Raw genomic sequence first — 11282 nt, 5'->3', positions numbered from 1 at the left:
CCGATCCTCCACAGCGGCCACGCGGGCCCGAGCCGCCCCCAGGCGGTCGGGGCCGGCGGGCGGTGGCGACCCGCGCCTCCTACCCTGGGGGTGCGTCCTCCTGGCGAGCGACGTCGGCGTCCGCGCCGCCACTCCCCCGGAGGCACCACCGTGACAGACCTCGACATCACCGCCCTGCGCGAGCGCATCGAGCAGCGGCGCGAGGCGATGGTGGCCGACCTGGTCACCTACGCGTCGCTCGAGACGCCCTCCGACGACGTCGACCTGCTCGCCCGCGGCCTCGAGTGGATCGAGCACTGGCTCGGCCGCACCGTCGGCGCGCCGGCTGAGCGCCGCGTGCACGTCGTCGAGGGCTACGGCGACACCGTCACCCTCGAGTACCCGTCGCCCACCGGCTCCGCCGAGTGGGTCTCGGCGCTCTGCCACTACGACACCGTCTGGTCCGAGGGCACCCTCGCCGAGTGGCCCGTCACCATCGACGGCGACCACATGACCGGCCCCGGGGTCTTCGACATGAAGTCGGGGCTGATCCAGCTGGGGCACGCCATCGCCGCCTCCGACGCCCTGGGGCTGCCCCGGCCGGGCGTCCGGCTGCTGCTCAACGGCGACGAGGAGATCGGCAGCCTCGCGTCTCGCAGCGCCATCGAGGCCGAGGTCTCCCGAGGAGGCGCGGTGCTGGTCTTCGAGTCCGCTGCGGAGGGCGCCGTCAAGACAGCCCGCAAGGGCGTCGGCATCTTCGAGGTCGAGACGTTCGGCGTCGAGGTGCACGCCGGGCTGCACCCGCGCTCGGGCGCCAGCGCCGTCGACGAGATGGCCCGGATCATCCTGCAGCTGCACGGCGCCGCCGACATCGACGCGGGCACCTCGCTCAACGTCGGCATCGTGCAGGGCGGCACCCGCACCAACGTCCGCGCCGGCCACGCCCGCGCCTCGGTCGACGTGCGGGTCACGTCGGCGGACGAGGCGGCGCGGGTCGAGGCCGTCTTCGCGGCCCTCGCGCCTCACGACCCGGTCGCCCGCGTCGAGGTGACCGGCGGCTGGAACCGACCGCCGATGGAGCGCACGGAGGCGACGGCCGCGCTCTACGGACGCGCCGCCGCCGTGGCCGACTCGCTCGGCTTCGAGCTGCGCGAGGTGTCGGTGGGCGGTGCCAGCGACGGCAACTTCGCCGCCGCGCTCGGCTGCGCCGTGCTCGACGGCGTCGGCGGTGTCGGCGGCGGGGCACACGCCCGCCACGAGTGGATCAGCCTCGGCGGCATGGTCGAGCGCACCGAGTTCGTCTCGGCGCTGTTCGTCGAGCTGGCGTAGGGCTCAGGGCATGGGCGGCCGTCGGGCAGCGGAGGGCGGCGGACGGGGCTGGCGAGCCGACCGGTCTGCCCGCAGGGGGCCAGCCGCAGGCCCGGACGGCCCTGTGGAGCAGGGTCCCGTGAGGCGCAGCAGAGCAGTACCGATCGGCATCGCCGTCATCACCGTCCTCGCCATCGCGGTGCCCGTGTACCTGGGGCGCGACCGCCCCGAGGCCGCCCTCGGCGAACCCGTGGAGACCCGCCTCTGGGCCCAGCCCGACTTCGAGGACGGGACCCTCTCGATCACGGCCGAGTCCCTGGAGCCGGTGACCGAGGAGACGCTCGACCGGTGGGAGCTCGACGCAGGCGGCCAGGACGCCTACGAGGCGCGCTTCACCGTCGAGCTCGTCGACGGCAGCTGGTCGGGCGACGGCAGGACGGGCGCCTTCGACAACGGAAAGTGGGTCGTCGGCGTCGACGGCGACTACGTGAAGGGCCCCAGCCGCCTCACCCCCGGCGGGTCGCGCCTCGACCGTGAGGACTGCCCGAACGACGCCGAGGAGACCGCGGCGGCCCTGCGGTCAGAGGGCACTGCGGACATCTGCGTGCTGCTCCTGGCGCCCGGCGGCTCGACCGTGACCGAGATCGGCTACTCCGGGGCGAAGAACGAACGGACCCGCAGGAGCACGGCCGGCAGCAGGACCGTCACCTGGACGGTCGACGCCGACGGGTGACCCGCCGTCCGAGGCGGGGCCGGCGACCTCGCCGGGTGAGCAGCGTGATCCGATCGTGATCGGACCGAGGGCGATGTCGTCCTCGGAGACGATCGACCGCCTCCTCCGGCTCGGTACCGTGGGCGCAGGCACCCGGGACGACGGGTGACGGACCACGGGGAGAGCCATGACGCACCGCAGACGCAGGACGACGACGGGGGCCGCTGCTCTCGTCCTCACCGCACTGGTCGCGCTGACGGGGTGCGCCGGCGGCGCGGCCGGCGACGACGACGACGACGTCACGACAGGGCCGACCGAGACCGTGACCGTGCCGCCGCCCACGTCGACGCCGGGAAGCTCGGAGTCGCCGACGCCGGAGCCGACCGAGACGGAGGTCGCCGCACCGCTGGTGAGCATCCCGACCGACTGCACCCAGATCGTGGACGAGGCGACCTACGCCGCGACCTTCGGCGAGATCCCCCTCAACCCCGAGAACTTCCCCCGCCGCGACGGCACTGCGCGGGGCGCCCGGACGGCCTCCGTTCCCGAGGCCGGCGCGCAGCCGTTCCAGATCGTCGACGCCGCCGCCGAGCTCGACTGCTACTGGCGGGATCCTCGAGCAGACATCTCGGGCATCGGCGTCGTCCTGGGGCGGCTCGACCAGACGACCGCCGCCTCCCTGCTCGACCAGGTCGCCGCAGCAGGCGCCACCTGCGAGGAGGCGCACGGCGGCCAGCTCTGCCAGCAGCAGGTCGCGGTCGAGCAGTACCCGGTCGAGGCTGCCGACACGTGGTTCGTCCGCGGCGACTTCTACATCGCGGTCGACCAGATCAACGTGCCCACGAACGACCTGATCGGCTCGATGCTCGCGCACCTCGAGAGCTGACTCCGGTGTGGCCGCCGTCCTCGCGAAGAACCGCGTTCCGAACCATGAACCGGGATAGAACGCGGTTCATGGTTCGGAACGCGGTTCGAGGAGGTGGCGGAGCGCAAGCAGCAACGCCTACAGCACGCTCTTCGGCACGCGGTGCAGCGTCACGGCGCCTACCGCCGCGAACGGGTGCAGCGGGTCCGGGGCGACCGACCCCGTCGGCCCGCCCAGCCGGGAGTGCCCGACCGCGCTGAGCACGGCGTAGGCGTCTCCCCGCGACCAGCCGTGGTCGTCGACGAGGAACGCGAACGCGTCCTCGTAGCCCCGCCGGACGCTCTCCTGCACGGGGTCGCCGAGGCCGACGAAGATCCAGTCGTCAGCCGTCTCGATCCGCGGCGCCCGCAGCCCGAGCCCCTTCACGAGGTCGATCGACACGACCGCGGTGCCCTGCGCCTCGATCGCCACGAACGACGACTCGCCCTCCGCCATGATCGCGTGGACGTCGCCGATCGACAGGTACGCGCCCTCGACCATCACGGGCAGGTAGACGGTCGAGCCGATCGTGTTCTCGGTGACGTCCATGTTGCCGCCCTGCGGGTACGCGGGCATGATCGTCGAGTTCTCGCCCTCGGCGGGCGCGGTGCCCATGCAGCCGATCATCGGCCGCGCCGCGAAGGTGTGCCGCGACGTCACGTGCACCCCGTCGGCGTCGATCGGCACGCGTCGGGTGAACATCTCGTCGCCCATCACGTGCTGCAGCGCTCCGGAGCCGGGCAGGCTGACCGACCAGCCGTGGTCGACCAGCCGGATGTCGTGCACCGTGACTGCGAGCGCGTCGCCGGGCATCGCACCCTCGACGAAGACGGGCCCGGTGACCGGGTTGATCGGCACCGACAGCTGCGCGAGGTCGTGGTGCCCGTGCAGCTCGGCGTAGACCGCGTCGCTCGTCTCGAAGCCGATCGTCTCGCCGGTGCCCGGCGTGATCCGCAGCACCGGCTCGACGGCGGCGCTGAAGCCCGGGCGGCCGAGCTCGTTGCCGAGGAAGTGGTCGACGCCGTCGAGCTGCCCAGAGGAGGCGCGGGCCGCCTCGCCGAGATCGTCACGAGCGCCCGAGAGGGTCGGGCCGACGCCGACGCCGTCGCCGCCGCTCACGCGTCGTGCCGCTCGGAGTCGGCGGCCGGGGTCGACGCGACCGCGGCGTCGTCGGCGCCCTGTCCCAGGGTCGGGGCGGCGCCTCCTCGGCTGCGGTAGTACAGGAACACGCCCGCGCCGAGCACGAGCCAGATCAGCCCGCCGATCTTCGCCTCGGGCGCCGCGTTGACGAGCACGTAGCCGATGATCAGGAACCCGATCACGGGCACGACGAGGTGCAGCAGCCAGTTGCGCGACTTCTTCTTGACGACGTAGTGCACGACGACCGAGACGTGCAGCAGCATGAAGCCGAACAGCGCGCCGAAGTTCACCAGCGAGGCGATCACGTTGATCTGCCCGACGAAGAAGAGCACGAGCACGGCCGACAGCGCCGACACGACGAGGATCGCGGCCTGCGGCACCTTGCGGGTGTTGATCTTCGAGAGGAACGCCGGCAGCTGCTTGTCACGGCTCATCGAGAACAGGAGGCGCGAGGTCGCGGCCTGCGCCGCCATCGCGTTCGCGATGCCCACCGCGAGCACGTTCACGACGAAGAACGCCGTCGCCCAGCCGCTGTTCGACGCGGCCCTGACCAGGTCGAAGAAGGCGTTGCCGGCCTCGCCCTCGGGGAACGAGTCCCGGCCGCCCGCGAGTGCGCTGGCCAGCCAGGTCTGCAGCACGAAGCAGAACGCGACGATGAACAGGGCGATGATCATCGCCTTGCCAGCGCCTCCTCGCTTGCCGGTGCTCTCCTCGGACAGGGTCGAGATGCCGTCGAAGCCGAGGAAGCTCAGCACCGCGATCGACAGCGCCGAGGCGATCAGGGGCGCGGTGACCTTGCTCGAGTCCCAGATCGGGTCGGTGGTGAACTCCGCGCCGGGGATGGTGCCGTTGTTCAGCGCGACCACGGCGATGATCACGAAGATCGCGATGAAGACGACCTCGATCGCGAGGAACACGCGGTTCATCATCTTGATCGAGCTGATGCCGAGCAGGTTCACCGCGGTGTTGATCGCCACGAAGATCAGCGCCCACATCCAGCGCGCGCTGCCCGGGAAGATGCCGATCATCGACTCGGCCGCGAACACGTAGAGCAACGTCGGCACGAGCAGGTAGTCGAGCAGGATCGCCCAGCCGGCGAAGAACCCGGCGATCGGGTGGATGCCGCGGCCGACGTACGAGAAGACCGAGCCGGCGAGCGGGATCGACTTGGCCATCTGCGCGTAGGCGAGCGCCGTGAAGATCATCGCGACGAGGCCCACGAGGTAGACTAGCGGCACCATGCCCGACGACGCGTTGTAGACGGTGCCGAAGATCGCCCACGGCGCGATGGGCACCATGAAGATCAGGCCGTAGATGAGCAGGTCGACGGTCGAGACCGACCGCTTCAGCTCCTGCTTGTAGCCGTACTGCTCGAGCTGCTGCTGGTTGCTCAGCTCGGGTGACGCGGTCTTCTCGGACATGGTGTCTCTTCTCGGGTCGAGGCGGGTGAACGACGAGGAGGTGCGGTGGGGGCGGGGCGGAGGAGGTGCGGGAGGCGCGGGTCGCGTCGGTTCAGGGAGCGCGACCCGCGCCGGTCAGGGGGGTCAGGCGCTCTGAGGTGCGGCGTCGTGCTCGCTCAGGTCGTGCTCGCCGAAGAACTCCGCGACGACGCGGCGGAACTCCTCGGGCTGCTCGAGGTGGCTGCAGTGGCTGGCGCCGGCGAAGACGTGCGAGCGGACGTCGGCGATGCCGTCGACGAACGGCTGCCAGGTGGCGGGCGTCGCCTCGTCGTGCTCGCCGGCCACGACGAGGGTCGGGGCGGACACGCGCGGCAGCCGGTCGACGATGCTCCAGTCGCGCATCGTGCCGATGACGTGGAACTCGTTCGGCCCGTTCATCGTGTGGTAGACCGTCGGCTCGGCCTCCATCTGCTCCTCGCTGTCGACGAAGTCCTGGGGCATCGGGACCACACGGCAGACGTGGCGCTCGTAGAAGACCTGCGTCGCGGCGAGGTACTCGGGGTCGGTGGTGGTGCCGGCGTCCTCGTGACGCTGCAGCGCCTCCTGCGTCTCGGCCGGCAGCTGGGCCCGCAGCTCGGCGGCGCCCTCGACCCAGAGCTGCATCGAGGCGGGCGAGTTGCAGATCGCGAGGCTGGCGAGCCCGGCGGGCTGCCGCACCGCGATCTCGGCGCCGAGCATGCCGCCCCACGACTGGCCGAGCACGTGGAAGCGCTCGAGGCCGAGGTGCGCCACGACGGCGTCGAACTCGGCGACGAAGAGCGCCGGGGTCCAGGTCTCGACGGGGGCGCCGGGGCGGTGGCTGCTGCGGCCGCAGCCGAACTGGTCGTAGTGGACGACCGTGCGGCCGGTCTCGTCGGCGAGCGCCGCGAGGTTCCGCAGGTAGTCGTGCGCCATGCCGGGGCCGCCGTGCAGCACGACGAGGGGCAGGGCGCCCGCGCGCGGCTCGTCGGGCGTGGTCACCTGGAGCCAGGTGTGGCCGTCACGGAAGGGCAGGACGTCGGCGGTGCTCGTGGACATGCGAGAGAGCATGCACCCGGAAAGGTCTCGTGCCAAGACCTTTCTTCGTGACTTAATGTGGCGGTAACAAAGAGACGCAGCACATGAGGACGCAGGCAGGGGCAGGGCGGATGACGACGAGCGAGACGAGCGCCTCCGGCGCCCTCGACGCTCCCCTCGAGCCGACCACGCGCGCCGACGACATCACCGACCGCCTCGTCACGGCCATCGCGACCGGCGAGTACCTGCCCGGCCAGCGCCTCCCCGCCGAGCGCGAGCTCGCGACCTCGCTGCGCGTCGGCCGGATGACGGTGCGCCAGGCGCTCGCCCGGCTCGTCGAGCAGGGCCTGATCGAGACGCAGCGCGGGCGAGGCGGCGGGTCGTTCGTGCTCGCGCAGGACGCTCGCCCCGAGCAGGACGCCCGGTCGACATCCGCCGTCGCGCAGCGCACCCTCGCCGCCCGGTGGTCGGACCTCAGCGACACGAGCGCGGCCATCGGCCGGCTGCACGGCACCGTCGCGGAGGCGGCGGCCGAGAACCGCACGGACGCCGACGTCGAGCTGCTGCACGAGCGGCTCGAGTCCTACCGCGTCGCCGACTCGGGGCTCGCGTCGCAGAAGGCGGACGAGCTGCTGCACATCGCGATCGCCGAGGCCGCCCACAACGCCGTCCTGCGCGACGTCCTGCTCGAGCTGGAGGCGCGGGTCAGCATCGCCGCGCCGGCCCACCCCTGGGGCGGTCGGGACGGCATGCGCGAGATGGAGCTGCGCGCGCTCGCCGAGCACGAGGCGATCGTCGACGCGATCAGCGCGGGGCGGGCACGTGAGGCGGCGGCGCTGGCTCGGGCGCACGTCGGCATCGACCTCGAGCTGCTCGAGCGCGTGGTGCGCGGCGACGCCGCTGGCGGCGGCTGAGGTCTCTCTCTCGCCTCGAACCGGGTTCCGAACCATGAACCGCGTTTTATCGCGGTTCATGGTTCGGAACGCGGTTCATCGCGCCTGCGCGGACGGGGGCGCGGTCGTCAGGACGTCGGTGCGGGCGCAGGCGCGGGCGCGGGTGCGGGCGCCCAGCCGAGCTCGGGCCCGAGGTGCTCGGCGAGGTCCGTGAGGATCTGCGCGTAGTCGTCCGGCTCGAGGGCGAAGGGCAGCGCGAAGGCGACCTCGTCGACGGCCTGGTAGGCCGGGTCGGCGTGCAGCGCGTCGGCGATCTCGGCCGAGGTGCCGACGAGGTCGGCGGCGAACAGCAGCTGCCCGGGGCCCTGCGGGACGCCCACCCGTCCGGCGCGTGACTCGGCGTACGCGGCGTAGCGGGCGCGCTGCTCCGGCGTCGCCGAGTCGGTCGGCACGACGACGAGGCCCTGCGAGACCCTGGCGGAGGCGCCGGCCGGGTGGGCGTCGCGGTACGCGTCGATCTGGGCGCGCTGGTTCACGGCGAAGTCGGTGCCCTGCTCGGCCTTCGTGACGCTCGATGCCAGCAGGTGGAACCCGTGCTCGCCGGCCCAGACCGCCGACCGGGTGCTGCCGACGCCGCACCAGAGCCGGTCGACGAGGCCGGGGCTGTGCGGCTGCACGACGTCGCTGAACTCCTCGATGCCGCGGCGGCCGGGCGAGGCGCTGACGACGTCGCCGCGGACGAGGTCGCGGAGGCGCAGGAGGCGGTCGGGACCGAGGTCCTCCTGGTCGAGGGTGTCCGGGTAGATCGCGTCGCGGTAGAGGTCGAAGTTCATCGGCGTGCCCGTCGAGAAACCGGGGTTCAGACGACCGCCCAGCAACACGTCGACCGTGCCGAGGTCCTCCGCCAGGCGGAACGGGTTCTCGGCGCCGATCGGCGTCACGGCGGTGCCCAGCTCGATGCGGCGGGTGCGCTGCGACGCGGCGGCCATGATCGCGACGGGCGACGAGATGCCGGGCTGCAGGTGACGGTGCCGCAGCCAGGCGCTGTCGAGGCCGAGCTGCTCGCCGCGCTCGATGACGCGCAGCGTGTCCTCGTGGCCGCCGGCCGGGGACACAGGGTCGAACGACCCGATCGTGAGGAAGCCGAGTCGCTGCAGCGGGGAACCGTGTACGGGCATGCCCCGAGTCTCGCAGAGCGCCCCCCGAGCCCCGCGCGTCGTCACGCCGGCGTCCGGGGACGGGACAGGCGTGGGCCCACGCCTGTCTCGTCCCACGACGCCTGCGCCGCGGCCCCTTCCACCCGCCCTGGCCCGCGACGTCCCCGTCGGGGGTGCCGACGGTGCTCAGCGACGGCCGAGCAGCCCCGCGAACGGCCGCTGCTGCTCGCCCTGCTGGGCGCCGAGGACGAGCAGGGCGCCCGTGAGCACCGGTGTAGCCCACTGCAGCAACTTCTGCTGACGCTGGGCGCTCGCGAGCTCGTCCGAGCTGCCGGCGCCCGGCTCGGTGGTGCCCTTCGCGCCCTCCTCGGCGTTCTTGGCCATCTGGGCGCCGACCACGCCCGACCACGCGGTCGTGCCGATGGCCGCAGCCGTGAGGACGAGCTTCAGCGCGGTGTTGCCGCGCGCCTCTCGCTGTCCGGCGAGCCGGCTCTTGTTCCCGGCGATGAGGCCGATCCCGCCGATGCCGTGCACGACGAGCGCGCCGACCTGGAACGGCGCCCACTTGGCCCAGCCGAGCGACGAGAGCGTGAGGCGCTCGACCGGGTCCTTCGCGCCCGCCGCTGCGCCGTTGAGGCCGACGGCGCCCATCAGGTTGCCACCGAACCAGGCCGCCAGGCCCAGGTCGTGCATGCTGCGGATGACCGTGTTGCGTCCTGCCATGGGTGTTGCCTCCTCGAGTCCGTGACGGCGGGCTGATCGCCGCCGTCACACCACGCTGCGCGCCCGCGCAGGCGATGTCCCGGGCTTGACGGGCGGCGGCAGAGGTGCTCCCCCGCACGGCGGCGGAGATGCTCTGCGCACGGCGCGGGGCCCGCGCCCCGCCGCTCGTGAGCGACGGCACGCGGGCCCCGTCCTGTGCGGCCGGGCGGCCGCCTCCTGCGCTCAGCCCGCGGGCAGCGGGCCGTAGTACGTCGGCGCCGTGCGCGACTGCGACGGACCGGTGGCCTGCTCGAACGCGTAGGCGAGGCCGAGCAGGTCGCCCTCGGCGTAGTCCCGCCCGAGGAACTCGAGGTTCACGCCGGCGCCGGTGACGGTGCCGTCCGCGTCGGTCGCCTGCCCCATCGGGACCGTCACGGCCGGCATGCCCGTGTTGGGGCTGAGGCGCATGTTCGTGCTGAACGCGGCGTAGGGGTTGCCCGACGGGTAGATCAGCGTGTCGAGGTCCTGGTCCTCGAGCATCGACGTGACCAGGGCGTGCCCGTTCGCGATGGCCGTGGTGTGCGTGCCGGTCGGGCCCGCCCAGCCCTGGTAGGTCGCCTCGGTGACGGCGTCGCGAGACCGGTAGGTGCCGGCCCGCGACGGCACGTACTTGCCCGACGCCAGCACGCCCTGCAGCGAGCGCGCCTCGACGTTCGGCGCCAGGTGCCTCGCGACGTAGGCGTCGAGGTCGTGCTTGAACTCGTTCGTGCTGCCGCTGCCCTCGGCGAGCACGGCGGCGAAGCCGCTCGGCGGCGTCGAGATCGGGACGACCGTCGCGCCCTGCGCCTGCAGGGTGACCAGCGCCTCCGCGAAGAGCCGGGCGGTGGTCCGGTTGGTGCTGACCATCGACGTCACGTAGCCGATGCGGGTGCCGGCGAGGGCGTCCGCGTCGAGGAAGCTCGTGTACGACTCCGGCACGAGGCCCTGCTGCTCGGCGGTGACCGGGTCGGCCGCGTCCACGCCGGTGACGGAGTCGAGCGCCACGGCCGCGTCGGTGACGGTGCGGGCGATCGGGCCGCCGGTGTCCTGCGAGAGGGCGAGCGGGATGATGCCGTCGCGGCTCGCGAGGCCCACGGTCGGGCGGACGCCGACGAGCTGGTTGAACGACGACGGGATGCGGATCGAGCCGCCCGTGTCGGTGCCGAACCCGATGCCGGCGAGGTTCGCCGCGATCGCCGCCCCGGTGCCGCCGCTCGAGCCGCCGGCCGTCTGGCTGGTGACGTAGGGGCTGGCGACCAGCGTGCTCGTGCCGGCGGGCTGGTACGACGAGAACTCGGACGCGAAGCCGAACGCGAACTCGTCGAGGCTCGCCTTCGCGAGGATCACGGCGCCCGACGCCCGCAGCCCGGCGACCATGGCCGCGTCGGTCGTGGTCTGGTTGCCGTCCCAGCAGCCGCAGCCGCCGGTGGTCGGCATGTCGACCGTGTCGTAGTTGTCCTTCACCGCGATCGGCACGCCGAGCAGCATGTCGGTCATCCCGTCGGAGGCGCGGGTCGCGTCGGCCTCGGCGGCCGCGGCGAGCGCGACCTGGCTGGTCGTGATGATCGAGCGCAGCGGCCGGCCGTTGCCCGCCGGGTCGACCTTCGTCGTGTCGTACGCGGCGATGCGGTCGAGGTAGTCCTGGGTGAGCTCGACCGAGGTCGTGACGCCGGCGTTCATCGCGGCCTGCATCGTCACGACCGACGCCTCGACGATCTCGAAGGGGCCGTCGTCGTACACGATGCGCTGCGACAGGGCGGCGACGTCCGAGATCGTGATGACCCCGTCGTCGTCGCCGTCCGCGACCGAGATGGAGCTCCAGCCCGAGGAGGCGCTGGTCGCCCCGAGCGCCGAGCTCAGCACCTCGAGGTCGTCGGCCGTCACCTGGCGGTCGCCGGTCAGGTCGAGCTCGACCCAGTACGGGGCGAGGAACGTGCCGGCGGCAGGTGCGGGCGCTGCCGCGGCGGCGGCGGCGGTGTCAGTGCCTGCGGC

Annotated in this window: 10 protein-coding genes; 4 read left to right on the top strand and 6 right to left on the bottom strand. The window is 72.9% G+C overall.

The window, feature by feature from the left end; all coding sequences use genetic code 11:
• The first annotated feature begins 150 nt into the window (after positions 1-150).
• From RWM17_RS08045 to RWM17_RS08035, 3 genes are all read left to right on the top strand, one after another.
• Positions 151-1308, top strand: a complete 1158-nt coding sequence (locus RWM17_RS08045) for a M20/M25/M40 family metallo-hydrolase (protein ID WP_314102560.1) — start codon at positions 151-153, stop codon at positions 1306-1308.
• A 118-nt stretch (positions 1309-1426) separates the two neighbouring features.
• Complete coding sequence (locus RWM17_RS08040; RefSeq protein WP_314102559.1) at positions 1427-2020, top strand: hypothetical protein; 594 nt, start codon at positions 1427-1429, stop codon at positions 2018-2020.
• A 166-nt stretch (positions 2021-2186) separates the two neighbouring features.
• Positions 2187-2885 (top strand): hypothetical protein, encoded by a 699-nt coding sequence (locus tag RWM17_RS08035; RefSeq protein ID WP_314102558.1) that lies wholly within the window; start codon positions 2187-2189, stop codon positions 2883-2885.
• A 117-nt stretch (positions 2886-3002) separates the two neighbouring features.
• Here the strand turns inward: RWM17_RS08035 and RWM17_RS08030 are convergent, their stop codons facing one another.
• The 3 genes from RWM17_RS08030 to RWM17_RS08020 all read right to left on the bottom strand — a co-directional run bounded on the left by RWM17_RS08030 (position 3003) and on the right by RWM17_RS08020 (position 6520).
• Entirely contained in the window at positions 3003-4022 is a 1020-nt protein-coding gene (locus RWM17_RS08030; protein ID WP_314102557.1) for an acetamidase/formamidase family protein, read from the bottom strand.
• Positions 4019-5464, bottom strand: coding sequence for an APC family permease (locus RWM17_RS08025; RefSeq protein WP_314102556.1), 1446 nt, complete (start codon positions 5462-5464; stop codon positions 4019-4021). Before RWM17_RS08025 ends, RWM17_RS08030 begins: the two co-directional genes overlap by 4 nt.
• A gap of 123 nt (positions 5465-5587) precedes the next feature.
• Entirely contained in the window at positions 5588-6520 is a 933-nt protein-coding gene (locus RWM17_RS08020; protein WP_314102555.1) for a proline iminopeptidase-family hydrolase, read from the bottom strand.
• An 83-nt stretch (positions 6521-6603) separates the two neighbouring features.
• Between RWM17_RS08020 and RWM17_RS08015 the strand changes: the two genes are divergently transcribed.
• Positions 6604-7413 (top strand): GntR family transcriptional regulator, encoded by an 810-nt coding sequence (locus RWM17_RS08015; RefSeq protein ID WP_314102554.1) that lies wholly within the window; start codon positions 6604-6606, stop codon positions 7411-7413.
• A gap of 107 nt (positions 7414-7520) precedes the next feature.
• Here RWM17_RS08015 and RWM17_RS08010 read toward each other — a convergent pair whose 3' ends face one another.
• The 3 genes from RWM17_RS08010 to RWM17_RS08000 all read right to left on the bottom strand — a co-directional run.
• Entirely contained in the window at positions 7521-8570 is a 1050-nt protein-coding gene (locus tag RWM17_RS08010; protein WP_314102553.1) for an LLM class flavin-dependent oxidoreductase, read from the bottom strand.
• Between the two features lie 165 nt (positions 8571-8735).
• Entirely contained in the window at positions 8736-9272 is a 537-nt protein-coding gene (locus tag RWM17_RS08005; RefSeq protein ID WP_314102552.1) for a hypothetical protein, read from the bottom strand.
• 222 nt (positions 9273-9494) lie between these two features.
• Positions 9495-11282, bottom strand: a 1788-nt coding sequence (locus tag RWM17_RS08000; RefSeq protein ID WP_314102551.1) for an amidase family protein, incomplete at its 5' end; no start/stop codon positions are given.

The organism is uncultured Frigoribacterium sp., from assembly GCF_963515265.1.
In the GTDB taxonomy this organism is placed as follows: Bacteria; Actinomycetota; Actinomycetes; order Actinomycetales; family Microbacteriaceae; genus Frigoribacterium.
Note: the sequence above shows the minus strand (reverse complement) of the source record. Positions and strands in the feature narration are given on the sequence as shown.

Coding starts and splice junctions, on each gene's coding strand:
- RWM17_RS08005 (WP_314102552.1), bottom strand. CDS start 9,272: ATGGCAGGACGCAACACGGTCATCCGCAGCATGCACGACCTGGGCCTG.
- RWM17_RS08010 (WP_314102553.1), bottom strand. CDS start 8,570: ATGCCCGTACACGGTTCCCCGCTGCAGCGACTCGGCTTCCTCACGATC.
- RWM17_RS08020 (WP_314102555.1), bottom strand. CDS start 6,520: ATGTCCACGAGCACCGCCGACGTCCTGCCCTTCCGTGACGGCCACACC.
- RWM17_RS08015 (WP_314102554.1), top strand. CDS start 6,604: ATGAGGACGCAGGCAGGGGCAGGGCGGATGACGACGAGCGAGACGAGC.
- RWM17_RS08035 (WP_314102558.1), top strand. CDS start 2,187: ATGACGCACCGCAGACGCAGGACGACGACGGGGGCCGCTGCTCTCGTC.
- RWM17_RS08025 (WP_314102556.1), bottom strand. CDS start 5,464: ATGTCCGAGAAGACCGCGTCACCCGAGCTGAGCAACCAGCAGCAGCTC.